We start from the raw sequence: 23,414 nt of genomic DNA, 5'->3' as shown, positions 1-23,414 counted from the left end.
CTACCTGATCCACCACCGCCAGCTTAAAGGCCAGTGTGTAGTCCTTCTGCGTTCTCTTAACCCATTGATCCACTTGACTTTCCTTCCTGATGAACAGAAAGGTGTCAACCTCATTCAGGACGGGTCACCACCAAAAAGAAAAGGCCCGGGAAGGGCCTTTTCTTTTTGGTGGGGGCTGACGGAGGCGTCAGGCCGTCAGCCGCTCCAGCGCTTCACGGTACTTGGCGGCGGTCTTTTCGATCACTTCGCGCGGCAGGCGGGGCGCGGGCGCGGTCTTGTCCCAGGGCTTGCCGTTCACCTGGGCTTGCTCCAGCCAGTCGCGCACAAATTGTTTGTCGTAGCTCGGTGGGTTCTGGCCAGCGGCCAGGGCGGCCTCGTAGCCTTCCACGGGCCAGTAGCGCGAGCTGTCGGGCGTGAGCACTTCGTCCATCAGCACCAGCGTGCCATCGGGCGCCAGGCCAAACTCGAATTTCGTGTCGGCAATGATCATGCCTTTGGCGAGCGCGATGTCGGCAGCAGCCTTGTAGATCGCAATGCTCAGGTCGCGGATGCGGGTGGCCAGGTCCAGGCCAATCATCTCCACCGTGCGCTCGAACGTGATGTTTTCATCGTGCTCGCCCGCAGCGGCCTTGGCGGCCGGGGTGTAGATGGGCTCGGGCAGCTTGGCGGCATTGGTCAGCCCTTCCGGCAGGGGTACCCCGCACACCGCGCGTGATTCCTGGTATTCCTTCCAGCCGCTGCCGGCCAGGTAGCCGCGCACCACGGCTTCGACTGGAATGGGCTGCAGCCGCTGCACCAGCATGGACCGGCCACGGATCTGCGGGGCTTCTTCCGGAGACACCACACTTTCCGGCGCGTCGCCCGTCAGGTGGTTGGGGCAGATATCCCCGAGCTTGTCGAACCAGAACAGCGCCATCTGCGTGAGCAGCTCGCCCTTGCCCGGAATGGGCTCGCCCATGATCACGTCAAAGGCCGACAGGCGGTCGCTGGCCACCATCAGGATGCGGTCGTCGCCCACGGCGTAGTTGTCGCGCACCTTGCCGCGTGCCAGCAGGGGCAGCGATGTCAGGGCGGAGGTGTGCAGGGCGTTGGAGCTGGGCTGGGTCATGGTGTCGGTGTGGGCGATCGATGTGCGCTGCAGGCAGGCCGCAAAACGGGGAGTGAAGCGCGGGAGCTGGTGAAGTCTTCAAGTGCGTGCGCGCAACCTTTGGATTTTACGCGCGGGTCTGACGCGTGTCTGCGGCAAGGGCTCGGTGGGGGCTTGGCAGGGGCATGTACCGGCGTGCATGAGGGCGCTAGTGCGGACCTGCGCGCTCGGTGAGCTTGCGGCACACTGTGTGGCCCTGAATCTGACAGCGCCACCTTTGGCCGCGCCCCCTGTGCCCTCCACCTCTGCGCTCACTCCCCGCCGCGAACTTTGGCTGCTGCTCACCCTGGCGGGCATTCAGTTCACCCACATCCTTGACTTCATGATCATGATGCCGCTGGGGCCCCGGTTCACGCAGCTGTTTTCCATCAGCGACGCGCAGTTCGGGCTGCTGGTGTCGGCCTACACGCTTTCGGCTGGGGCTTCGGGGTTGCTGGCCTCCACCTACATCGACCGGTTCGGGCGCAAGCGGCTGCTGCTGGTTCTCTACGTCCTGTTTGGGCTGGCCACACTGGCCTGTGGCGTGGCGCCCACCTACGGCACGCTCATGGTGGCGCGCGTTTTGGCGGGGGCATTCGGGGGTGTCTTGTCGGCCCTGTCGCAAACCATCGTGGCTGACGTGATCCCGTTCGAGCGGCGCGGCCGTGCGATGGGCATCGTGATGACCTCATTCTCGGTATCGACCGTGGCCGGTGTTCCGCTGGGGCTGATCCTTGCCGAGGTGGGCGGCTGGAACATGCCGTTCATTGCGATTGCCGCGATGGTGGGGCTGCTGGCCGTGCTGGCGGCGCGCACCATGCCGGCGATGACGGCCCATGTGCAGGCGGCCAGCGGACGAACGGCGCTGGGCGGCATCGGACAAGTGCTTGTCGACCCGAACCATCGCTGGGCGTTCCTGTTCTCCGCGTTGCTCATGTTTACAGGTTTTACGGTGATTCCCTACATCACCATCTACATGCAGACCAATGCTGGTGTGCGGGCCGACCAGATTCCGGTGGCCTACCTGTGTGGAGGTGTCGCGACCCTGTTCACCGCGCGCCTGTTTGGCCGGTTGACGGACCTGCGCGGCAAGGTGCGAACCTTTCGCTGGCTGGCCCTGGCTGCGGCGCCCTGCCTGTTGGGCATCACGCTGGTGCAGGGGCTGCCGCTGTGGGGCGTTCTGGCGGTGTCCACCCTGATGTTTGCCTTTGTGAGCGGCCGGATGATTCCGGGCATGGCCATCGTGGCCTCTGCGGCGCAGGCACCGCTGCGCGGTACCTTCATGACCTTGAACGCATCGGTGCAGTCTGCGGCCATGGGGGCGGCGTCTTTGGTGGGCGGGATGCTGATCAGCCGCGACGCGCAGGGACTGGTGCAGAACTACTGGATGGCGGCGCTGGTGGGTATTGCCGCGAGCCTGCTGTCGATGGTGGTGGCAGGGCGGTTGACGCTGCACGGTGCAGCGCCTTCGGCACGCTGAGCAACCGCCGACTGGCGGGGCGTGTGCTCCCTGGCAACTCAGCCATTGTGCGCGCTTTTTGGAGGCTTGGCACCTTGGCGGGCATAACCCAGCGGGTCGGGGCGGAATGGGATTGCTTTTCAGGAAGGGCGGGGGCATAGTGACTTCACGTCAACGGGATGCATCCAAGTTCGCCGGGCCGCTCCTCTGATCCAGGGCGGCGCTTCTTCCACAGAGAGTGTTACAGGAGACTTATTTATGAACCTGACGATCAGCGGTCACCACCTCGAAGTTACCCCAGCCTTGCGCAACTACGTCACCACCAAGCTGGACCGGATCACCCGCCATTTTGACCAAGTTGTCGACGTCAAGGTACTGCTGACGGTAGAGAAGCAAAAGGAGAAGGAAAAGCGGCAGCGAGCGGAATGCAATATCCATGTGAAGGGCAACGACCTGTTTGCCGAAAGCTCCCACGCCGACCTGTATGCTGCCGTGGACGAACTGGTCGACAAGATGGACCGTCAGGTGGTGCGCCACAAGGATCGCCTGCAGGACCACCACCACGAAGCCGCCAAGCGCGAACTGCACGCTTGATGCGCCAGCCCTGAGCCTGGCACAGCAGCCGCCCCTTTTGGGCGGTTTTTTTGTTGCCCACAGCTCCGCGCTCAGGGTTTTCGCCAATATGTGCATAATTGTTACCCTTGACCATGAACCGACTCGCCTCCATCCTGCCCTCCGCTCAAGTGCTTGTGAGCGTTGACGCCACCAGCAAGAAGCGTGCTTTTGAAGAAGCGGGTCTGCTGTTCGAGAGCCAGCACGGTCTCTCGCGCGCGTTGATCACCGACAGCCTCTTTGCGCGTGAACGCCTGGGCTCCACCGGTCTGGGCCATGGCGTGGCCATTCCCCACGGGCGCATCAAGGGCCTCAAGGCACCGATGGCTGCTGTGTTCCAGCTGTTGAACCCCATCGGGTTCGATGCGCCAGACGAATTGCCCGTGGGCCTGCTGATTTTTCTGCTGGTGCCTGAAGCAGCCACCCAGAAGCACCTCGAAATCCTCTCCGAGATTGCCGAACTGCTCAGCGATTCGGCCCTGCGTGAAAGGCTCAAGGCCTGCACCGATGCTGCCGAACTGCACGGCATGATTGCCGGCTGGCAGTCCACGCAAACGGCTTGAGCCTGTCTGGCGCTGCGCACTTTCGCTGATTCGCCGTGAAGCCCAATGTTGTCAGCGCCGATGTTCTGTTTGAGGAATTTCGCGGCCCCCTGAAGTGGGAGTGGGTGGCCGGGCTGGGCGCTTCCGAGCGGCGCTTTGACGAAGTGGCCGTGCGGTCCGCGCGCTCCGGGGCCGATCTGGTCGGCTACCTCAATTACATCCATCCCTACCGCGTCCAGATCCTGGGCGAGCGCGAGATTGCCTATCTGAGCAGTGCGTCTCCCGACGATTGCAAGCGTCGCATTGCCCGCATCGTGACGCTGGAGCCGCCCGTGCTGGTGCTGGCCGACGACCAGACCGCCCCCGATGCACTGGTTTCGATGTGCGAGCGCGCGCAGATCCCGATGTTCTCCACGCACGAGTCCTCGGCGTTTGTGATCGACGTGCTGCGTGCCTACCTGTCCAAGCACTTTGCCGACCGCACCACCATGCACGGCGTGTTCATGGACATTCTCGGCCTGGGGGTGCTGATCACCGGCGAATCTGGCCTGGGGAAAAGCGAGCTGGGCCTGGAGCTGATTTCGCGCGGCAACGGCCTGGTGGCCGACGACGCGGTGGATCTTTACCGCATCAACCAGACCACCATCGAGGGCAAGTGCCCTGATCTGCTGCAGAACCTGCTGGAAGTGCGCGGTATCGGTCTGCTCGATATCCGAGCCATCTTTGGCGAGACGGCTGTGCGCCGCAAGATGCGCCTCAAACTCATCGTGCACCTTGTGCGCAAGGAGACCCTGGAGCGCGACTACGAGCGCCTGCCCTATGAGCCACTCACGCAAGACGTGCTGGGCGTGCCTGTGCTCAAGGTCGTGATTCAGGTGGTGGCCGGCCGCAACATCGCTGTACTGGTCGAAGCCGCCGTGCGCAACACCATCCTGCAACTGCGCGGCATTGATACCTACCAGGAATTTGTGGAGCGCCATCGCCGCGCCATGGAGCGCGATACAGGCGGCTAGTATGCTGCGTATTTGATAGCTGCCGGCGCTTGACAGGCAGGCGCTACAGCCAATTTAGGTTCAGATGCTGCGAAACTGGCGCGCGCCAATACCAGTGCACCCGTGGAACCGGCTTCGCCGGGCCACTGGGTGCGTCCCCCTCGGGGGAAGGCGCCGAAGGCGACTCAGGGGGGCTTACTTGCTAGCGCAAGCTGCGCACTGGCCATACAGGGCCATGGTGTGGTCCTGTACCAGCCAGCCCTTGGCCTTGGCCACGGCCTGCTGGCGTTTTTCAATCTCGGGGTCGTAGAACTCCTCCACCTTGCCGCACGACGTGCAGATGAAGTGGTCGTGGTGCTGCCCTTCGTTGAGTTCGTACACCGCCTTGCCGCTCTCGAAATTGCTGCGGATCAGGATGCTGGCCTGCTCGAACTGCGTGAGCACGCGGTAGACCGTGGCCAGGCCAATGTCCGAACGCTCTTCCAGGAGCACGCGGAACACATCTTCGGCCGTCATGTGGCGTTGCTCGCCTTTCTGGAAGATCTCCAGAATCTTCAGGCGGGGCAGCGTGGCCTTGAGTCCCGTGCTTTTGAGTTCGTCGATGTTAGTCATGGCATGGTCTTTCGGGATGCGGGCCTCGGCCTCAAGGTCAGAAGGCCTGCCGCTACAATGGGGCGATCATATCCTCAGCCCTTTTACCCATGCCCGTCAAAGCCCGTTGCAGCGCCCGCCTGGGCCTGGTCCTTTTGGTCGGTGCCAGCGTGGCCGCCCTGGCCGGTTGCAGTAGCCTGGATGGTGCCAGTACCCGCATTGCCAGCATTGTCACTCCCTACAAAATCGATGTGGTGCAGGGCAATTTTGTGTCGCGCGAGCAGGTCGAGGCGCTCCAGCCCGGCATGAGCCGCCAGCAGGTGCGTGAAATCCTCGGTACGCCGCTGGTCACCAGCCTGTTCCATGCAGACCGCTGGGAATACGTGTTCACGCTCAAGCGCCCTGGTGAAGAAGCCCAGACCCGCAAGCTGACCGTGTATTTCAAGGGCGATGGGCTGGATCGCTCCGAAGGCGATCCCATGCCCACAGAGACCGAGTTCGTGGCCACACTGGGCTCGCGTGGCTCCAAAAGCAAGGTGCCCGTGCTGGAGGCCACACCGGAGCAACTGGCCCGCTACCCTGCGTCGCAACGGCCATCTGCCTCCCCGACAGCGCCCCCGCTGGAGCCTGCTTCTGTCAGTTACCCGCCGCTGGAAGCGCCAGCACGCTGATTTTCGCGATCTGGCCGGTGGGGCAACGGGTAGATCGATGCCCGCCTCACTTCAAAGCCAACGACAACGTACAGGACACTCATGACAGGGACCCCTTCGCCTGCCCCCGCATCCACGCCCTCGCGCCCCCTCCGTGTTGCCGTTGCCGGTGCATCCGGTCGCATGGGCCGCATGCTGATCGAGGCCCTTCGCGCCAGTGACGACTGTGTGCTGGCAGGCGCGCTGGACGTGCCGTCCAGCCCCGGCATCGGTTCGGATGCCACCGCGTTTCTGGGCCATGCCAGCGGTGTTGCCATCACGGCCGACATTGCTGCGGGCCTGAAAAACGCCGACGTTCTGATTGATTTCACACGCCCTGAGGGCACCCTGGCCCATCTCGCCGTGTGCTGCGAACTCGGGGTGAAAGCCGTGGTGGGTACCACGGGCTTCACCAATGCGCAGAAGGCCGAGATTGCCGTCTTTGCCCAGCGCACCGCCATCGTCATGGCGCCCAACATGAGTGTGGGCGTGAACGTCACCCTCAAGCTGCTGCAGATGGCGGCCAAGGCCATGGCCACGGGCTACGACATCGAGATCATCGAAGCCCACCATCGCCACAAGGTGGATGCGCCCTCGGGCACCGCGCTCAAGATGGGCGAGGTGATTGCCGAAGCCATGGGGCGCGACCTCAAGGAATGTGGCGTGTACGCCCGCGAAGGTGTCACTGGTGAGCGCGATCCGTCGAGCATCGGTTTTGCCACCATCCGGGGTGGTGACATCGTGGGCGATCACACCGTGCTGTTCGCGGGCATCGGCGAGCGCATCGAGATCACGCACAAGTCTTCCAGCCGCTCCACCTACGCACAGGGCAGCCTGCGGGCGGTGCGGTTCCTCGCTGGGCACAAGACGGGCATGTTCGACATGTTCGACGTGCTCGGTCTGCAATGAGAAACCCCCTGAGATGCTTCGCATCTTCCCCCTGCAGGGGAACGCCACCCGTGACCTGGCGAAGCCAGTTCCACGGTGGCACTGGCTTCGGGCGCGCCAGTTGCGGGCGATGCGCCAAATAACGAGGTATTGATGGACGCTCTCCACTGGTGGCGCCAGGGCGACGCCGTCACGCAGGGTGCCGCACTGGTGCTCCTGGCCATGTCGGTGGCAAGCTGGGTGGTCATCGTCTGGAAGCTGCGGCTCATGCGCCAGGCCAGTGCCGATGTGGCCCGCTGCACTGCGGCGTTCTGGCAGGCGCCATCCATGGAGGTTGCAGCACAACGTTTACAGTCTTTTGACCGCGCTGCGCTGGTCTTGCCTCTGGTGGTTGCTGCAAATTCAATAGCAAATCATTCTCTGCCCGATGCCCCGGCCTCATTAGCCAGCGCGGGCAGCCTGTCCCAGCGGTTGACCCGGGTGCTGCGCGATGCCCTGCATGGCGTGCTGGGGCGCCTGCAGTTTGGCCAGGTGCTGCTGGCCACGGTGGGCTCCACTGCGCCGTTCGTGGGGCTGCTGGGCACCGTGTGGGGCATCTACCATGCGCTAACGGCCATGGCGGGCGCGGGCCAGATCACCATCGACCGCGTCTCCGGCCCCGTGGGCGAGGCCCTCGTCATGACGGCGGCCGGGCTGGCCGTGGCCATCCCCGCCGTGCTGGCCTACAACGTGTTTGGGCGGCTGATCGGTCGCATCGAGGCGGACCTGGAAGGGTTTGCGCGCGACCTGCGCGAACTGGTCATTGACACGGTCGCCCCCGCCGATTCCCGGCCCTGAGCGCCAGGGAGGTTGAATCCATCATGGCCTTCGGACGTCTCGAACGCACCACCGGGCCACAGCCCATGAGCGACATCAACATGACGCCGCTGGTCGATGTGATGCTGGTGCTGGTGGTCATCTTCATCCTCACGGCACCGCTGCTGGCCAGCTCCATCCGGCTCGACCTGCCACGCTCCGAGGGCGCCACGCCCGGTAGTGCGCCGCAGTTCGTTACCCTTGTGGTCGATGCGTCGGGCCAAGCCTTTCTGGACGACCAGCCGCTGTCGCAGAGCGCGTTGGCTGAGCGCCTGCGCCGCATCGGCGCCGAACGGCCCGACACCGAAATCCAGCTGCGCGCTGACGCCGCAGTGCCCTACGGGCGCGTGGTTGAGGTCATGGGCGCAGCGCATCTGGCCGGGCTGCAGCGCATCGGCTTTGTGGCCGAGCCACCGGCCGCAGGCGCGCCGTCTGCCCCTGCCAAGGCCCCCTGAAACCGCCGTGCGCTGCCGTGCCAGCCGTTCTGCGCAGGCCGCTGGCGGCGCCAGGCGCGGAAGGTGGGGCCTGACAGCCTAAAATCTGCGCAGCGCGGCCCTGCGGCTGCACCTCCCTCTCACCCCTGAGCCCCCATGCAAGACAAATACTCTCCCCAAGACGTCGAGCGCGCCGCCCACGGCCACTGGACCGCCACCGATGCCTACCGCGTGACGGAAGACGCCAACAAGAAGAAGTTCTACGCCTGCTCGATGCTGCCGTACCCCAGCGGCAAGCTGCACATGGGCCACGTGCGCAACTACACCATCAACGACATGCTCACGCGCTACCTGCGCATGAACGGCCACAACGTGCTGATGCCCATGGGCTGGGACGCGTTCGGCCTGCCCGCCGAGAACGCGGCGCTGAAGAATGGTGTGCCCCCTGCCAAGTGGACGTACGAAAACATCGCGTACATGAAAAAGCAGATGCAGGCCATGGGCCTGGCCATCGACTGGAGCCGCGAGGTGGCTACCTGCGACCCCACCTATTACAAGTGGAACCAGTGGCTGTTCCTCAAGATGCTGGAAAAGGGCATTGCCTACCGCAAGACCCAGGTCGTGAACTGGGACCCGGTGGACCAGACCGTGCTGGCCAACGAGCAGGTGATTGACGGCAAGGGCTGGCGCACGGGTGCGGTGGTCGAAAAGCGCGAGATCCCCGGCTACTACCTCAAGATCACCGACTACGCCGAAGAGCTGCTGGACTTCGTCACCGGCGACAAGCTGCCCGGCTGGCCCGAGCGCGTGAAGCTGATGCAGGAAAACTGGATCGGCAAGTCAGAGGGCGTGCGCTTCGCCTTCCCGCACGACATCGCGGGCGACGACGGTGCACTGATCGGCGACGGCAAGATGTACGTGTTCACCACGCGCGCCGACACCATCATGGGCGTGACCTTCTGCGCCGTGGCGCCCGAGCACCCGCTGGCCACCCATGCCGCCAAAACCAACCCTGCACTGAAAGCCTTCATCGAAGAGTGCAAGAGCGGCGGCACGACCGAGGCCGAGCTGGCCACGCAAGAGAAGAAGGGCGTGCCCACGGGGCTGTTCGTCACCCACCCGCTGACCGAAGAGAAGGTCGAGGTCTGGGTCGGCAACTACGTGCTCATGGGCTATGGCGACGGCGCCGTGATGGGCGTGCCCGCGCACGACGAGCGCGACTTCGCGTTCGCCCTCAAGTACGGCATCGAGATCAAGCAGGTCGTGCTGGTCGATGGCGAACACTTCGACTACCACCAATGGAACGACTGGTACGCCGACAAGCAACGTGGCGTGACCATCAACTCCGACAGCTTCAGCGGCCTGTCGTACAAGGAAGCCGTGAACGCCGTGGCCCATGCGCTGGAGCAGAAGGGCCTGGGCGAGAAGAAGACCACCTGGCGCCTGCGCGACTGGGGCGTGAGCCGCCAGCGCTACTGGGGCACGCCGATCCCCATCATCCACTGCGATGAACACGGCGCCGTGCCCGTGCCCGAAAAAGACCTGCCCGTGGTGCTGCCGCAAGACTGCATCCCCGATGGCTCGGGCAACCCGCTGCACAAGCACGAAGGCTTCCACGCGGGCGTGACCTGCCCCGTGTGCGGCAAGGCCGCCCGCCGCGAGACGGACACCATGGACACCTTCGTGGACAGCTCGTGGTACTTCATGCGGTATTGCGACCCCAAGAACGCCGATGCGATGGTGGCCGGTGGCGCCGACTACTGGATGCCGATGGACCAGTACATCGGCGGTATCGAACACGCCATCCTGCACCTGCTGTACGCCCGCTTCTGGACCAAGGTCATGCGCGACATGGGCTTGGTGAAAGTGGACGAGCCCTTCACCAAGCTGCTCACGCAAGGCATGGTGCTCAACCACATCTACAGCCGCCGCACCGCCAAGGGCGGCAAGGACTACTTCTGGCCGCACGACGTGGAGCACGTGCTGGACGAAGGCGGCAAGATCATCGGCGCCAAGCTGAAGAACGAAGCCACCAGCGGCGACGGCCTGTTGCCCGTGGGCACGCCCATCGACTACGAGGGCGTGGGCACCATGTCCAAGTCCAAGAACAACGGCGTGGACCCGCAGGACCTGATCGAGAAGTACGGCGCCGACACCGCCCGCCTGTACACCATGTTCACCGCCCCGCCCGAAGCCACGCTGGAGTGGAACGACGCGGCGGTGGAAGGCAGCTACCGCTTCCTGCGCCGGGTGTGGAACTTCGGCCTCAAGCTGTCTGCTATGGATATGGGAGCTGCAAGCGCAAGCGTAGCAAGCGCCAGCAGCCTGAAAGATGTGGAATTCGGCAAAGAAGCCAAGGCCCTGCGCCTGGAGATCCACACCGTGCTCAAGCAGGTGGACTACGACTACCAGCGCATGCAGTACAACACCGTAGTCTCCGGCGCGATGAAGATGATCAACGCGCTCGAAGACTTCAAGGCCACCGACTCGGCTGGTGCTCAGGTGGCGCTGATCGAAGGCTTTGGCATCCTGCTGCGCTGCCTGTACCCGGCCACCCCCCACATTGCGCACAGCCTCTGGAGCGGCCTGGGTTACGCGGCCGAACTGGGCGACCTGCTGGATGCACCCTGGCCCCAGGTCGATGCGAACGCGCTGGTGCAGGACGAGATCGAGCTCATGCTGCAGGTCAACGGCAAGCTGCGCGGCTCCATCCATGTCCCCGCGCAGGCCGACAAGGCCGAGATCGAACGCATTGCCCTGGCCAGCGAGGCGTTTGTGGCCCAGGCTGCAGGCGCTGCGCCCAAGCGCGTCATTGTGGTGCCTGGCCGCCTCGTGAACGTGGTGGTATAGCCCCCATGAACAAGCGCACACTGCTCTCCCTCGCGCCCGTGGCCCTGCTGTCCGCTTGCGGATTTCGGCTGCGGGGCGTGCCCGAGTTCGGGTTTGACTCGCTCTACATCGCAGCACCTGCAGGCTCGCCCCTCGCGCGGGAGTTGCAGCGCACGCTGGAGGGTTCGGGCGGCAAGCTGCAGCTGCTGCGCGACCCGGCGGCCATGCCCACGGCCGATGCCATTCTGGATGTGCTGCAGGAGCAGCAGGAGCGCGCGGTGGTGGGGCTCAATGCTTCCGGCCAGGTGCGCGAACTGCAGCTGCGCCTGCGCATCAGGTTCCGGCTGCGTACCCCGGCAGGTGCCGAACTGATTCCCGAGACCGAGCTGCTGCAGCAGCGCGACATCAGCTACAACGAAACCATCGCCCTGGCCAAGGAGGCTGAGGAAGCACTGCTCTACCGCAACATGCGGACCGACCTGGTGCAGCAGCTTATGCGCCGCCTGGCAGCGGCCAAGCGCTGAGCCCAGGCGTGCGGCTGTGGCCTCTTGGCGGTAGCGCAGAGCAGCAGGCAGCGACAGCGCCGTGCCGGGCGTTCGTGATGGGCGAGGCGCAGGTGCTCAGGGGGATGTCCGCATGAGCGTACTTTTGCCAAACAGCGACTCCACCAAGTCCACCGCCAGCACCGCCGTGCGGTTGCGCACATCGAGCGCGGGGTTGAGTTCCACAATGTCCAGCGAGGCCAGGCGCCCGCTGTCGGCAATCATCTCCATGCACAACTGCGCCTCGCGGTAGGTGGGGCCTCCCGGCACCGTGGTGCCAACGCCGGGCGCGATGTCGGGGTCCAGAAAGTCCACATCAAAGCTCACATGCAGGTGGGTGTGTGCATCCAGTCCGGCCAGCGCCTGCTGCATGGTCTGGCGCATGCCCACCTCGTCGATGTAGCGCATGTCGAACACCTCCAGGCCCTGCTCATGCACAAAGCGCTTTTCGCCTGCGTCCACGCTGCGGATGCCGATTTGTCGGATCTGCGACGGGCGGAGCGCCGCGCCACCGCCCGGCATGCGGGCCAGCCCGGTCAGCGCCTCGGGGCCGAACCCGCACAGGCAGGCCACGGGCATGCCATGCACATTGCCGCTGGGCGTGAGTGCACTGGTGTTGAAGTCGGCATGGGCATCCAGCCACAGCACCCGCAGCTTCTTACCCATTTCTGCGCAATGGCGGGCCACGGCGCTGATGCTGCCCAAGCCCAGGCAGTGGTCGCCACCCAGCAGGATGGGCAGGTGGCCCAATTGCAGTTCGGCATACACGGCGTCAAACACCCGCTGGTTCCACTCCACCACCTCGGGCAGGTGTCGATAACCGTCCACGGGCGGCTGCCAGGGGTTGGCGGGGCCACTCAAGTTGCCCCGGTCAAACACCTGCAGTCCGTGCGACTCCAGCGCTGCCTGCAGGCCCGCCACGCGCAGGGCCTCGGGCCCCATGGAGGCGCCGCGCGCCCCGGCGCCGATGTCGGTGGGGGCGCCGATCAGGCTGGTGGGCTGGGCGCTGCGCAGGGCGTTGGGTGGCATGGTGCGGGGGCTTTCTGGGAAGGCAGTCGATGTCGGTACGGGCGCGTGTACGCGCCCCGGGGGAATTCTCGGGGCTTTGGGCGCCAGTGAATAGCACTGCAGCTGACTAGTTCGCGGTCTCTCTTGTGCACTGTGAGGGCATTTGCTGGCAATGTGCACAGTGCCGGGCCTGCCCAGGCGATAAACTTTGCCGCATGCAAGTCGCCCTGGCCCAACTCTCACCGCATCTTCAACGGGGCCTGTCGCCGCTTTACGTGTTGCATGGCGACGAGCCCCTGCTGCAGCAGGAGGCGGCAGACGCCATCCGCGCCACGGCCCGTGCTCAGGGCTATACCGAACGCACCTCGTACACGGTAGCAGGCGCTCACTTTGACTGGAGCGCTGTGCTGGCAGCTGGCGGCAGCTTGAGCCTGTTTGCCGACAAGCAGATCGTCGAGATCCGCATCCCCTCGGGCAAGCCCGGCAAGGATGGCGGCGTGGCGCTGCAGCAGATTGCTGAATCCGCCAAGGGCAACGACAGCACGCTCACGCTGGTGATGCTGCCGCGCCTGGACAAGGCCACACGCACGGGCGCATGGTTTGCGGCGCTGGAATCCAGCGGCACCTCGATCCAGATCGACCCCATCGAGCGCGGCATGCTGCCGCAGTGGATCGCCCAGCGTCTGGCCGCCCAGGGCCAGCGCGTGGTGGCGGGCGAGGAGGGCCAGCGCACGCTGCAGTTTTTTGCCGACCGGGTGGAGGGCAATCTGCTCGCCGCCCACCAGGAGATCCAAAAGCTCGCATTGCTCCACCCCCCCGGCGAGCTGACACAGGCCCAGGTCGAAGCCGCTGTGCTCAACGTGGCGCGCTACGACGTGTTCAAGCTCTCTGAATCCGTGCTCTCAGGCCATACCGCCCGCGTGCAGCGCATGCTCGACGGCCTGCAGGCCGAGGGTGAGGCCGAAGTGCTGGTGCACTGGGCGCTGGCCGAAGACATCCGTGCCTTGAAGCGCGTGAAAGACGCCATGAACGCCGGCCGCCCTCTACCCATGGCCCTGCGCGAAAACCGGGTGTGGGGCGCCAAGGAAAAGCTGTATGAACGCATCCTGCCCAGGGCCAGCGACGCGGCGCTGGCGCGCCTGCTGCAGTCGGCGCATATCGTGGACGGCATCGTCAAGGGGCTCAAGCAGCCCGATTGGCCCACGGACGGGTGGCAGGCGCTGCAGAGGCTTGCGTTGCAGGTGTGCAGGCTGACCCAGGCCGCGCGGTAAGGTTGGCCGATAAATTTGAGTGTTTTTGGCCTCTGGCGCTTATCCAGTAAGCGCAAGTAGCTATCAAAGATGAAGTGGCGGACTTTGTCTGCCCGTGGGCTTCAGGGCTGCTCCAGCACCCCGCGCGCTTTGTCTGCCCACATCCGCAGGTTGGCCACCAGATCCTTTTGGCTGAATGAGCAGCTTTCCTCCGAAAACAGCGCGCTCGACTCCAGCCGGTCCAGCAGGTTCAGCAGCACCTCGCCGTAGCGTGGGGGCAGGGCGGCCAGCAGGGTGGTTTGCTGGCGGGCCAGGGTGCTCAGGGTGGCGGCGGTGTGGTCGCCGCGTTCAAAGGCCTGCAAGGCTTCGGTCAGGGCGACGAGCTGGGCGGGGGCGGTGGTGGTCATGGCCAAGGATGTGCGAGTAGGGCAAGGCCGCAAGGGTAAAGCCAAGTGCGGCAAAATCGCTGGATGAACGCTCTCAACGTCGCCGAATACACGCATTCTCTCGGTCTCCAGGCCAAAACGGCCTCTGCGCTGATGGCCAAAGCGCCAGCAGCTATCAAAAACAAAGCGCTCAAGGCGCTGGCCCGCTTGCTGTGTGAGAACGTGGCTTCGCTGCAGATCGACAACGCCAAAGACCTGGAGCGCGCTGTGGCCAACGGCCTGGCCGAGCCCATGGTGGACCGCCTCAAGCTCAGCCCCAAGGTGCTGGAGACCTGCGCCGAAGGCTGCGAGCAGCTCGCCGCCATGCCCGACATCATTGGCGAGATCCTGGGCATGAAGCAGCAGCCCAGCGGCATCCGCGTGGGCCAGATGCGCGTGCCGATTGGCGTGTTCGGCATGATCTACGAGAGCCGCCCCAACGTGACCATCGAGGCCGCGTCGCTGTCTATCAAGAGCGGCAACGCCTGCATCCTGCGTGGTGGCTCCGAGGCGATTGATTCGAACAAGGCGCTGGCCAAGCTGGTGCAGCAGGCACTGGCGGAGGCGGGCCTGCCGGAGCACGGTGTGCAGCTGGTGCAGACCACGGACCGCGAGGCCGTGGGCCAGCTGATTGCCATGCCGCAGTTTGTGGACGTGATCATCCCGCGCGGCGGCAAGGGGCTGATCGAGCGCATCAGCCGCGATGCCAAGGTGCCCGTGATCAAGCACCTGGACGGCAACTGCCACACCTATGTGGACGACCCCTGCGACATCGCCATGGCGGTGAATGTGGCTGACAACGCCAAGACCAACAAATACAGCCCCTGCAACGCGAGCGAAGGCCTGCTGGTGGCGCGCGGCGTGGCGGCCGAATTCTTGCCCCAGATCGGCGTGGTGTACGCCGCCAAGGGCGTGGAGATGCGCGGTTGCCCCGAGTCGCTGGCGCTGCTGGCCGACGTGCCTGGCGCACTCCTCACCCCCGCCACCGAGCAGGACTGGAGCGAGGAATACCTGGCCCCGATCATCAGCGTGAAGGTGGTGGCCGGTGTGGACGAGGCCATTGCCCACATCAACCACTATTCGAGCCACCACACCGATGCCATCCTGACGCGTGACCACATGCACGCCCAGCAGTTCCTGCGCGAGGTGGATTCGGCCAGCGTGATGGTGAACGCCAGCACGCGGTTTGCCGATGGTTTTGAGTACGGCCTGGGCGCCGAAATCGGCATCAGCACCGACAAGTTCCATGCGCGTGGGCCGGTGGGCATCGAAGGGCTGACCTCACTCAAGTACGTGGTGCTGGGCGAGGGTGAGGTGCGGGGTTGATTTGCTCCTTATTTCATAGCTGCTAGCGCTTGCCTGTAAAGCGCTAAGGCCCAATTTCTTATGAAAATCATCATCCTCGGCGCGGGCCGTGTGGGCCAGAGCGTGGCAGACAGCCTGGTGTCCGAGCGCAACGACATCACAGTCATCGACACCGATGCAGCCCGCCTGCGCGACCTGGAGTCGCGCTTTGACCTGCGCGGTGTTGTGGGCAATGGCATCGAACCGGCCGTGTTGGCCGAGGCGGGCGCCGAGGACACCGATCTGCTGATCGCCTGCGCTGCACAGGACGAGACCAACCTGGTGTGTTGCAAGGTGGCGCAACTGGTGTTCAACATCCCCAAGCGCATCGCGCGGGTGCGTTCCAACGGATTCACGCTGGATGAGCGGCTGACCGGCCCCGAGGGCTTTGGCGTGGACCGCATCATCTGCCCCGAAGAGTCCCTGACCCGCTACATCGGCAAGCTGATCGAATACCCCGAGGCCATGCAGGTGCGCGAGTTTGCGGGCGGCCGCGCCTGCCTGGTGTCGGTGCGCGCGCGCGCCGGGGCGCCCATGGTGAGCCGCACCATCTGCGAGCTGCGCGAGAGCCTGCCCGACGTGGCCATGCGCCTGGTGGCGATCTACCGGCGGTTTCAGGACGAGCCGGACCGCTTTGTGGCCTGCGATGGCAACACGCGCATCGAGCCGGGCGATGAGGTGTTTGTGCTGGCGGCCAGCGGCCACATTGCCAACGTGCTCACGGCCTTGCACCGGCGCGGGGACCGCCCGGGGCAGCCTGTCCGGCGCATCATGATTGCCGGGGGTGGCCGCGTGGGGCTGCGGCTGGCGCGCCAGCTCAGCAAGGAGCCTGGGCGGTTTCACATCAAGATGATTGAGTCCGACCCTGATCGCTGTATCGAGCTGGCGTCCAGTCTGCCGTCCGATGTGCTGGTGCTGCAGGGCGATACGACGGACGAAGACCTGCTGGGCGGCGAGAGCGTGGAAGAGATCGACCTCTTCCTGGCGCTGACCGATGACGACGAGGACAACATCATGTCGTCCCTGCTGGCCAAGCGCATGGGCGCCAAGCGGGTGCTGGCCCTTATCAATCGGCGCAGCTACGCCGACCTGATGCACGGCACGCAGATCGACATTGCGCTGTCGCCTGCGCAGGCCATGCTGGGCGAGCTCCTGGCCTATGTGCGCCAGGGCGATGTGCAGGCCGTGCACAGTCTGCGCCGTGGCGTGGCTGAAGCGCTGGAGATCGTGGCGCGCGGCGACCGCAAAAGCTCGCGCGTGGTCGGCCGCAAGGTCAGCGACCTGCAGTTGCCGCACGAGGTGCACATGGGCCTGATCGTGCGCGGCCTGCCGGATTCGCCGGACGTGCCGCCTGATGATTTGCGCGAACCCCAAGTGATCATCCCGCGCAGCTCCACCGTCATCGAGAGCAACGACCACGTGGTGTTCTTCCTGCCGCACAAGCGGCTGGTGCGTGACGTGGAAAAGCTCTTCCGCGTGAGCGCCACTTTCTTTTGACGCAGGGCCTGCGAGAACGACGCCATGGTGGACATGTTTCCCGTGCTGCGGGTGCTGGGCATCCTGATCATGATCTTTGCGCTGGCCATGGGGCTGCCGTTGTCGGTGTCGTGGTTCCTGCGCGATGGGGTGTGGCACATCTACCCAGTGGCCATGGCTGCGACCCTGGCCGTAGGCTGCGGCCTGTGGTGGAAGCTGCGCCTGTTCCGGCGCGAGCTGCAGCCGCGCCATGGCGTGATGCTGGTCACGCTGGTCTGGGTGCTGCTGCCGCTGTTTGCTGCGCTGCCGCTGATGCTGGTCACCCATGAAATCGGCCGGCCCATGTCGTTCACCCATGCGTACTTCGAGGCGGTGTCGGGCCTGACCACCACCGGGTCCACGGTGCTCACCGGGCTCGACGCATTGCCCGTGTCCATGAACGTGTGGCGCACCTTCCTGCAGTGGGTGGGGGGCATGGGCATCCTGATCCTGGCCGTGGCGGTGTTGCCCTTGCTGGGCGTGGGCGGCAGTCAGCTGTTCAAGGCCGAGGCGGCGGGCCCGGTGAAGGATGCCAAGCTCACCCCGCGCATGACCGAAACCGCGAAAGGGCTGTGGGGGGTGTACGCGCTGTTTTCCACGGCGTGTGCGCTGGCGTACTGGGCGGGGGGCATGGACCCGGTGAACGCGCTGATGTACATGTTTTCCACGGTGAGCCTGGGGGGACTGTCGCCCCACGACACCAGCTTCGGTTTTTATCAGTCGCCCTTGCTGGAAGCCATTGCCGTGGGCTTCATGCTGGTGGCCAGTTGCAACTTTGCGCTGTATTTTGTGGCTATTCGCAAAGGCCACTGGCAGGGGTTCTGGCGCGACCCCGAACTGCGCGCCACCTTGTTCACGCTGGTGGGCGGGGGGCTGCTGGTGTCGGTGCTGCTGTGGGTGAAAGGCGTGTATGCGCCGCTCGATGCGCTGCGCTACGGCATGTTCAACCTGGTGTCGATTGCCACCACCACCGGCTACGCCACGGTGGACTACCTGAGCTGGCCGGTGTTTGCGCCCGTGTTCATGCTGCTGCTGTCGGGCGTGGCGACCAGCGCGGGCTCCACCGGGTGCGGCATCAAGATGGTCCGCATGCTCATCCTGCTCAAGCAAGCGCGGCGCGAGATGAACCGCCTGGTGCACCCCCGCGCCGTGCAGCCGGTGCGCCTGGGCGATGCGGTGGTGGACAACCGGGTGATCTTCTCGGTGCTCGCCTTCATGCTGGTGTATGGCGCCACCATCATTGGCTTGAGCATGGTCCTGCTGCTCACTGACCTGGACCCGGTGACCGCGTTCTCCGCCGTGATCGCCAGCGTCAATTGCATGGGGCCGGGGCTGGGCAGTGTGGGGCCAGCGTCCAACTACGCCGTATTGACGGACTTTCAGGTGTGGGTGTGCACGCTGGCCATGCTGCTGGGGCGGCTGGAGATTCTGAGCTTTATGGCCTTGCTAACCCCGGCGTTTTGGCGGCGCTGAACGGGGCTGCCCGAAAAATCCGCCCGGCGGGCTTGCGAAGGCCCGGTCACGCCCCAACCCTACAATGGATTGCAATCGTTCCCGTCTCCTCTGAGGGCTCCCCATGGTTCCGCATCTCATCACGGCCCTGACCGGGCCGATCAACGAACTCGAACAGCGCGTTCTCGACTCGATGCCCGCCATCGAACGCTGGTTCCGGCTGGAATGGATGGAGCATACGCCGCCGTTCTATACCTCGGTGGACATCCGCAATGCCGGCTTCAAGCTCGCGCCCGTGGACACCAACCTGTTCCCCGGCGGCTGGAACAACCTGACCAAGGAGATGCTGCCCCTGGCCGTGCAGGCCGCCATGGCTGCCATCGAGAAGATCTGCCCCGAGGCGCGCAACCTCTTGATCATTCCGGAGAACCACACACGCAACACCTTCTACCTGGCCAACGTGGTGCAGCTGCAGCGCATCTTCAACATGGCCGGGCTCAACGTGCGCGTGGGCTCCATCAGCCCCGAAATCAAGAAGCCCACGCTGATCGAATTGCCCAACGGCGACACGGTGACGCTGGAGCCCGTGGTGCGCACCAAGCGCCGCCTGGGCCTCAAGGACTTTGACCCCTGCACCATCCTGCTCAACAACGATCTCTCGGCCGGCGCCCCCGGCATCCTGGAAGACATCCACGAGCAGTACCTGCTGCCGCCGCTGCACGCGGGCTGGAGCGTGCGCCGCAAGAGTACCCACTTCAAGAACTACGAAGAGGTGGCCAAGCGTTTTGGCAAGATGCTGGGCATCGACCCCTGGCTCATCAACCCCATGTACAGCCAGTGCGACGAGGTGGACTTTGCCGAAGACAAAGGCATGGACAAGCTGCAGACCACGGTGGATGCGCTTTTGACCAAGGTGCGCCGCAAGTACAAGGAATACGGCATCAACGAAAAGCCGTTTGTCATCGTCAAGGCCAACAACGGCACCTACGGCATGGGCATCATGACCGTGCGCGATGCCAAGGAGCTGGATGCGGTCAACCGCAAGACCAAGAACAAGATGGCCGTCATCAAGGACGGCCAGCCGGTCAACGACCTCATCATCCAGGAAGGCGTGTTGACCCAAGAGCGTGTGCACGAGGCCGTGGCCGAGCCTGTGGTCTACATGATGGACCGCTACGTGGTGGGCGGTTTCTACCGCATGCATGCCGAGCGCGGCGTGGACGAAAACCTCAATGCACCGGGCGCCAGCTTCGTGCCGCTGGCCTTTGAGCACAGCACCCACATGCCCCAGCCTGGCGTGCGCCCGGGGGTGAGTGCGCCTAACCGCTTCTATATGTATGGCGTGGTGGGCCGCCTGGCGATGCTGGCAGCCAGCTATGAGCTGGAGGCCACCAACCCCGACGCCGAGGTGTACGACTAGCGTTCTCCCTGAATTGCCCACGGCGCGTTCCTGCCAGCCAGGGGACGCTGCCTGCCACGTCGGCCCACGACTGCCAAGGGTGAGTTGCTGCGTTGCAACATAGGGTGTGGCCTCCAGGCGCTTGATCGGGCGCAAGCGCACAATAGCGTTCCCAAAAGTAACGGAACCCGGCGACCCTTGTGTGCCGGGTGCGGTCAGTGCAAAGCTCCAAGTCATCGCTCGCAGCGCTCACGCTGGGCGCCATCGGTGTTGTGTATGGCGATATCGGCACCAGTGTGCTGTATGCCGTCAAAGAAGTGTTCGGGTCCGGCCATGTGCCGTTCACGCAAGACAACATCTACGGCATTCTTTCGATCTTCTTCTGGACGCTGACCGTCATTGTTTCGCTGAAATACGTGGTGCTGGTGCTGCGCGCCGACAACCATGGCGAAGGCGGGCTGATCGCGATGCTGGCCCTGGCTTCGCAGGCCGTGAAGGACAAACCCCGGCTGCGTGGCGTGCTGCTGGCAGTGGGCATCTTCGGCACCTCGCTGTTTTATGGTGACGGCGTCATCACCCCCGCCATTTCGGTGTTGTCGGCGGTGGAAGGGCTTGAGGTGGTCTCGCCCCACTTCAAGCAGTACGTGATTCCCATCACACTGGTCGTGCTGTTTTGCCTGTTTGCCGTACAAAAGCGCGGGACCAGCGGGATCGGCAAGTTCTTCGGGCCCATCACGCTGGTGTGGTTTTTCAGCATTGCCCTCCTGGGGGTCTCTCACATCGTGGGCCACCCCGAAATCCTCTGGGCGTTGAGCCCGCACCATGCAGTCGGGTTCATGTGGGCCAACCCGGGCACCAGCTTCATCATCCTGGGTGCGGTGGTGTTGTGCGTGACCGGCGCCGAGGCCCTGTATGCCGATCTGGGCCACTTTGGCAAGCGGCCCATTCGCCTGGCTTGGTTTGGCGTGGCCATGCCGGCGCTCACGCTCAATTACTTTGGCCAGGGCGCACTGCTGCTGGCCGAGCCCGAAGCCGTGAAGAACCCCTTCTACATGATGGCACCCGACTGGGCGCTGATCCCGCTGGTGGTGCTGGCCACCATGGCCACGGTGATCGCGTCGCAAGCCCTTATCACTGGCGCCTTCAGCGTGACCAAGCAGGTGATTCAGTTGGGCTACCTGCCCCGACTGAATATCCAGCACACCAGCGTGCGCGACACGGGGCAGATTTACATGCCGCTGGTCAACTGGGGGCTGTTCGCCGCCATCGTTCTTGCGGTGGTGATGTTCCGCTCGTCCAGCAACCTGGCGGCGGCTTACGGCATTGCCGTGACGCTGGACATGCTGATCACCACCACGCTGACTTTCTTCGTGATCCGCTATGGCTGGGGCTACCCGCTGGCGTTGTGTATTGCGGCCACAGGCTGTTTCTTTGTGGTGGACCTGGCGTTTTTTGCGTCCAACCTGCTCAAGCTGTTCCAGGGCGGATGGTTCCCGCTGCTGATTGGGGGCATCGTGTTCTCGTTGATGATGACGTGGAAGGAAGGGCGCCGCCTGCTGAATGACAAGTTGCGTGCCGACGCAATCGACCTCAAGGACTTCCTGGAGTCGGTGTTCGTCAGTCCGCCCACGCGCGTGGATGGCACCGCAGTGTTCCTCACTGCCGAAACCGGCGCGGTGCCCAATGCGCTTTTGCACAATCTCAAGCACAACAAGGTGCTGCATCAGCAGAACCTCTTTGTGACGGTGCACAACCACGAGACGCCATGGATCGGACTGGACAAGCGCCTGCAGGTTGAACCGCTGGGCCACGACTGCTGGCAGGTGGTGATCCACTACGGCTTCAAGAACGACCCCGACGTACCCCGCGCGCTGGAGCTGCTGCGCGGCCGGGGCTGCGAGCTGGAGGCCATGACGACCAGCTACTTCCTCTCGCGCGATACGGTCATCCCCACCATGGGCGGCGGCATGGCCCCCTGGCGCGAAAAGCTGTTTGCCCAGATGCACCACAACGCCAGCGGCGCGGCAGACTTCCTGCACCTGCCGAACAACGCAGTGGTCGAACTCGGATCCAAGATCGAGATTTGAGCTAATTGTTTTTTGAGTGTTTTCAGGCCCTGGCGCTTGGCGGCCTCAAATCTACAGTGCAACACCCTCTACGTTTCTGGTGACGCTCAGCGGCGTGGTGTTCGCGGGCAGCTTTGCGCTATTTGTGCAACAGTACAGGCGTTTACCAGCGTGAGGTACACGGCGCACTGCATGCGTCGCTCCCTGTTCTTCTTATCTGCCTGCAAGTGATCTGCCATTGGCAGCACCTGCACACCTTTCTGACCCGACACCATGAAACTGCTCTTCATTGCCGATCCCCTGCAAAGCTTCAAGATCTACAAGGACACGACATTCGCCATGATGCGCGAGGCTCAGCGGCGCGGGCACACCTTGGCGGTGTGCGAGCCGCAGCACATTACCTGGCAGCGTGGCAGCAAGGTGACGGCCCGTGTGTGCGACATCCAACTGACAGCAGACCCGGTGCAGTGGTACGCCGCACAGCCCGAGCGCAGTGCACCCTTGGCCAGCTTCGACGCTGTGCTGATGCGCAAGGACCCGCCTTTCGACAGTGAGTATTTCTATGCGACACACCTGCTGGAGCAAGCTGAGCGTGACGGCGCCCGTGTGTTCAACAAGCCCCGTGCACTGCGCGACCACCCGGAGAAGCTGGCGATCATGGAGTTTCCGGAATTCATCGGGCCCACTCTGGTGACGCGGGATGCCGCAGACATTCAGCGTTTTCATGCAGAGCACGGGGACATCATTCTCAAGCCGCTTGATGGTATGGGCGGCATGGGAATCTTCCGCGTGGGCCCGGATGGGCTCAACCTGGGAAGCATTACCGAAACCCTGAACCGCCACGGCGCGCAAAGTGTCATGGTTCAGAAGTTCTTGCCGGAGATCGTCGAAGGCGACAAACGTGTCCTCATCATCGGGGGGGCACCAGTGCCTTTTTGCCTGGCGCGCATCCCGCAGGGCAGCGAAGTCCGGGGCAACCTAGCTGCCGGAGGCAAGGGTGTTGCCAAGCCGTTGTCGACACGGGACTGGGAAATCGGTAACGCCTTGGGGCCTGTGCTTCAGGCGCGGGGCCTGCTACTGGCTGGAGTGGATGTGATCGGCGATTGCGTTACCGAGATCAACGTCACGAGTCCCACCTGCTTCCAGGAGATCTTTGACCAGACGGGGTGCGATGTCGCTTTCCTGTTCATCGATGCCCTGGAGGCTGCATTGACGTCCTCTGCCCAGTAGTCTTGCGAATTTTCGTCCCCATCTCTTTCCAGTCTCTCTAAATTAGTGCTATAGTCGAGGGCTTCGCTACTGAGGCGGTTCTGCAGAAATGTGGTGACGCTGAAGATGTGGGTGGTGATGGGGTCTAGGTCCTGTTGCTGCTGATATCGAGAGGGTAGAAGAAGAA

General features: G+C 64.2%; 21 protein-coding genes. 17 read left to right on the top strand and 4 right to left on the bottom strand.

Features of this window, described 5'->3' with window-relative positions:
• Positions 1 to 187: 187 nt before the first annotated feature.
• Positions 188 to 1,108 (bottom strand): phosphoribosylaminoimidazolesuccinocarboxamide synthase, encoded by a 921-nt coding sequence (locus LPA35_RS25995; protein WP_218301903.1) that lies wholly within the window; start codon positions 1,106 to 1,108, stop codon positions 188 to 190.
• A gap of 271 nt (positions 1,109 to 1,379) precedes the next feature.
• Between LPA35_RS25995 and LPA35_RS25990 the strand changes: the two genes are divergently transcribed.
• The 4 genes from LPA35_RS25990 (at position 1,380) to hprK (ending at position 4,752) form a co-directional block, all read left to right on the top strand.
• Positions 1,380 to 2,606 carry an MFS transporter gene (locus LPA35_RS25990; RefSeq protein WP_176887400.1) on the top strand — a complete coding sequence of 409 codons (1,227 nt, stop codon included), beginning with the start codon at positions 1,380 to 1,382 and terminating at the stop codon, positions 2,604 to 2,606.
• 237 nt (positions 2,607 to 2,843) lie between these two features.
• Positions 2,844 to 3,179, top strand: coding sequence for a ribosome hibernation-promoting factor, HPF/YfiA family (gene hpf / locus LPA35_RS25985; RefSeq protein WP_010464246.1), 336 nt, complete (start codon positions 2,844 to 2,846; stop codon positions 3,177 to 3,179).
• A gap of 113 nt (positions 3,180 to 3,292) precedes the next feature.
• Complete coding sequence (locus LPA35_RS25980; protein WP_055395439.1) at positions 3,293 to 3,760, top strand: PTS sugar transporter subunit IIA; 468 nt, start codon at positions 3,293 to 3,295, stop codon at positions 3,758 to 3,760.
• Positions 3,761 to 3,795: 35 nt separating this feature from the next.
• The gene (gene hprK, locus LPA35_RS25975; RefSeq protein ID WP_055395437.1) at positions 3,796 to 4,752 is read left to right on the top strand and encodes an HPr(Ser) kinase/phosphatase; all 957 of its coding nucleotides are present in this window, start codon (positions 3,796 to 3,798) and stop codon (positions 4,750 to 4,752) included.
• 174 nt (positions 4,753 to 4,926) lie between these two features.
• On the opposite strand, the gene fur is transcribed toward hprK, so the two are convergent.
• Positions 4,927 to 5,343, bottom strand: coding sequence for a ferric iron uptake transcriptional regulator (gene fur, locus LPA35_RS25970; protein WP_055395436.1), 417 nt, complete (start codon positions 5,341 to 5,343; stop codon positions 4,927 to 4,929).
• An 89-nt stretch (positions 5,344 to 5,432) separates the two neighbouring features.
• On the opposite strand from fur, the gene LPA35_RS25965 reads away from it, so the two are divergent.
• The 6 genes from LPA35_RS25965 to lptE all read left to right on the top strand — a co-directional run bounded on the left by LPA35_RS25965 (position 5,433) and on the right by lptE (position 11,541).
• Entirely contained in the window at positions 5,433 to 5,993 is a 561-nt protein-coding gene (locus tag LPA35_RS25965; RefSeq protein WP_055395435.1) for an outer membrane protein assembly factor BamE, read from the top strand.
• Between the two features lie 81 nt (positions 5,994 to 6,074).
• Positions 6,075 to 6,920 (top strand): 4-hydroxy-tetrahydrodipicolinate reductase, encoded by an 846-nt coding sequence (gene dapB / locus LPA35_RS25960; protein ID WP_228900244.1) that lies wholly within the window; start codon positions 6,075 to 6,077, stop codon positions 6,918 to 6,920.
• Positions 6,921 to 7,052: 132 nt separating this feature from the next.
• Complete coding sequence (locus tag LPA35_RS25955) at positions 7,053 to 7,736, top strand: MotA/TolQ/ExbB proton channel family protein (RefSeq protein WP_055395433.1); 684 nt, start codon at positions 7,053 to 7,055, stop codon at positions 7,734 to 7,736.
• A 23-nt stretch (positions 7,737 to 7,759) separates the two neighbouring features.
• The gene (locus LPA35_RS25950; RefSeq protein ID WP_055395432.1) at positions 7,760 to 8,209 is read left to right on the top strand and encodes a biopolymer transporter ExbD; all 450 of its coding nucleotides are present in this window, start codon (positions 7,760 to 7,762) and stop codon (positions 8,207 to 8,209) included.
• 135 nt (positions 8,210 to 8,344) lie between these two features.
• The gene (gene leuS / locus LPA35_RS25945; RefSeq protein WP_228900242.1) at positions 8,345 to 11,038 is read left to right on the top strand and encodes a leucine--tRNA ligase; all 2,694 of its coding nucleotides are present in this window, start codon (positions 8,345 to 8,347) and stop codon (positions 11,036 to 11,038) included.
• Positions 11,039 to 11,043: 5 nt separating this feature from the next.
• Complete coding sequence (lptE, locus tag LPA35_RS25940) at positions 11,044 to 11,541, top strand: LPS assembly lipoprotein LptE (RefSeq protein ID WP_055395428.1); 498 nt, start codon at positions 11,044 to 11,046, stop codon at positions 11,539 to 11,541.
• A gap of 96 nt (positions 11,542 to 11,637) precedes the next feature.
• Here lptE and rocF read toward each other — a convergent pair whose 3' ends face one another.
• Positions 11,638 to 12,588 carry an arginase gene (rocF, locus tag LPA35_RS25935; RefSeq protein ID WP_121421472.1) on the bottom strand — a complete coding sequence of 317 codons (951 nt, stop codon included), beginning with the start codon at positions 12,586 to 12,588 and terminating at the stop codon, positions 11,638 to 11,640.
• Between the two features lie 194 nt (positions 12,589 to 12,782).
• Between rocF and holA the strand changes: the two genes are divergently transcribed.
• Entirely contained in the window at positions 12,783 to 13,838 is a 1,056-nt protein-coding gene (gene holA, locus LPA35_RS25930) for a DNA polymerase III subunit delta (RefSeq protein ID WP_228900239.1), read from the top strand.
• 101 nt (positions 13,839 to 13,939) lie between these two features.
• Here holA and LPA35_RS25925 read toward each other — a convergent pair whose 3' ends face one another.
• A complete protein-coding gene (locus tag LPA35_RS25925; protein WP_156358621.1) occupies positions 13,940 to 14,224 on the bottom strand; it encodes a hypothetical protein in 285 nt (94 codons plus the stop codon).
• 63 nt (positions 14,225 to 14,287) lie between these two features.
• Here LPA35_RS25925 and LPA35_RS25920 point away from each other — a divergent pair, with 63 nt between their 5' ends.
• From LPA35_RS25920 to gshB, 6 genes are all read left to right on the top strand, one after another.
• Entirely contained in the window at positions 14,288 to 15,568 is a 1,281-nt protein-coding gene (locus LPA35_RS25920) for a glutamate-5-semialdehyde dehydrogenase (RefSeq protein ID WP_228900236.1), read from the top strand.
• A gap of 60 nt (positions 15,569 to 15,628) precedes the next feature.
• A complete protein-coding gene (gene trkA / locus LPA35_RS25915; RefSeq protein WP_228900234.1) occupies positions 15,629 to 17,083 on the top strand; it encodes a Trk system potassium transporter TrkA in 1,455 nt (484 codons plus the stop codon).
• Positions 17,084 to 17,107: 24 nt separating this feature from the next.
• Positions 17,108 to 18,574 carry a TrkH family potassium uptake protein gene (locus tag LPA35_RS25910; RefSeq protein WP_228900232.1) on the top strand — a complete coding sequence of 489 codons (1,467 nt, stop codon included), beginning with the start codon at positions 17,108 to 17,110 and terminating at the stop codon, positions 18,572 to 18,574.
• A 103-nt stretch (positions 18,575 to 18,677) separates the two neighbouring features.
• Positions 18,678 to 19,973: a glutamate--cysteine ligase gene (gene gshA, locus LPA35_RS25905; protein WP_055395416.1), complete on the top strand. Its 1,296-nt coding sequence runs from the start codon at positions 18,678 to 18,680 to the stop codon at positions 19,971 to 19,973.
• 197 nt (positions 19,974 to 20,170) lie between these two features.
• Positions 20,171 to 22,039 carry a potassium transporter Kup gene (locus tag LPA35_RS25900; RefSeq protein WP_121421466.1) on the top strand — a complete coding sequence of 623 codons (1,869 nt, stop codon included), beginning with the start codon at positions 20,171 to 20,173 and terminating at the stop codon, positions 22,037 to 22,039.
• A gap of 252 nt (positions 22,040 to 22,291) precedes the next feature.
• Positions 22,292 to 23,248 (top strand): glutathione synthase, encoded by a 957-nt coding sequence (gshB, locus tag LPA35_RS25895; protein WP_121508297.1) that lies wholly within the window; start codon positions 22,292 to 22,294, stop codon positions 23,246 to 23,248.
• Positions 23,249 to 23,414 lie beyond the last annotated feature (166 nt).

The sequence above is a fragment of the Acidovorax sp. Leaf73 genome (assembly GCF_916855635.1).
GTDB classification, from domain to species: domain Bacteria; phylum Pseudomonadota; class Gammaproteobacteria; order Burkholderiales; family Burkholderiaceae_C; genus Acidovorax; species Acidovorax facilis.
Note: the sequence above shows the minus strand (reverse complement) of the source record. Positions and strands in the feature narration are given on the sequence as shown.

Excerpts from the sequence above, each read along its gene's own strand:
- LPA35_RS25955 (WP_055395433.1), top strand. The coding sequence starts at position 7,053 with ATGGACGCTCTCCACTGGTGGCGCCAGGGCGACGCCGTCACGCAGGGT.
- fur (WP_055395436.1), bottom strand. The coding sequence starts at position 5,343 with ATGACTAACATCGACGAACTCAAAAGCACGGGACTCAAGGCCACGCTG.
- trkA (WP_228900234.1), top strand. The coding sequence starts at position 15,629 with ATGAAAATCATCATCCTCGGCGCGGGCCGTGTGGGCCAGAGCGTGGCA.
- leuS (WP_228900242.1), top strand. The coding sequence starts at position 8,345 with ATGCAAGACAAATACTCTCCCCAAGACGTCGAGCGCGCCGCCCACGGC.
- lptE (WP_055395428.1), top strand. The coding sequence starts at position 11,044 with ATGAACAAGCGCACACTGCTCTCCCTCGCGCCCGTGGCCCTGCTGTCC.
- LPA35_RS25920 (WP_228900236.1), top strand. The coding sequence starts at position 14,288 with ATGAACGCTCTCAACGTCGCCGAATACACGCATTCTCTCGGTCTCCAG.
- gshB (WP_121508297.1), top strand. The coding sequence starts at position 22,292 with ATGAAACTGCTCTTCATTGCCGATCCCCTGCAAAGCTTCAAGATCTAC.
- LPA35_RS25995 (WP_218301903.1), bottom strand. The coding sequence starts at position 1,108 with ATGACCCAGCCCAGCTCCAACGCCCTGCACACCTCCGCCCTGACATCG.
- LPA35_RS25925 (WP_156358621.1), bottom strand. The coding sequence starts at position 14,224 with ATGACCACCACCGCCCCCGCCCAGCTCGTCGCCCTGACCGAAGCCTTG.
- gshA (WP_055395416.1), top strand. The coding sequence starts at position 18,678 with ATGGTTCCGCATCTCATCACGGCCCTGACCGGGCCGATCAACGAACTC.
- LPA35_RS25980 (WP_055395439.1), top strand. The coding sequence starts at position 3,293 with ATGAACCGACTCGCCTCCATCCTGCCCTCCGCTCAAGTGCTTGTGAGC.
- LPA35_RS25950 (WP_055395432.1), top strand. The coding sequence starts at position 7,760 with ATGGCCTTCGGACGTCTCGAACGCACCACCGGGCCACAGCCCATGAGC.
- rocF (WP_121421472.1), bottom strand. The coding sequence starts at position 12,588 with ATGCCACCCAACGCCCTGCGCAGCGCCCAGCCCACCAGCCTGATCGGC.
- dapB (WP_228900244.1), top strand. The coding sequence starts at position 6,075 with ATGACAGGGACCCCTTCGCCTGCCCCCGCATCCACGCCCTCGCGCCCC.
- LPA35_RS25910 (WP_228900232.1), top strand. The coding sequence starts at position 17,108 with ATGGTGGACATGTTTCCCGTGCTGCGGGTGCTGGGCATCCTGATCATG.
- LPA35_RS25965 (WP_055395435.1), top strand. The coding sequence starts at position 5,433 with ATGCCCGTCAAAGCCCGTTGCAGCGCCCGCCTGGGCCTGGTCCTTTTG.
- holA (WP_228900239.1), top strand. The coding sequence starts at position 12,783 with ATGCAAGTCGCCCTGGCCCAACTCTCACCGCATCTTCAACGGGGCCTG.
- hpf (WP_010464246.1), top strand. The coding sequence starts at position 2,844 with ATGAACCTGACGATCAGCGGTCACCACCTCGAAGTTACCCCAGCCTTG.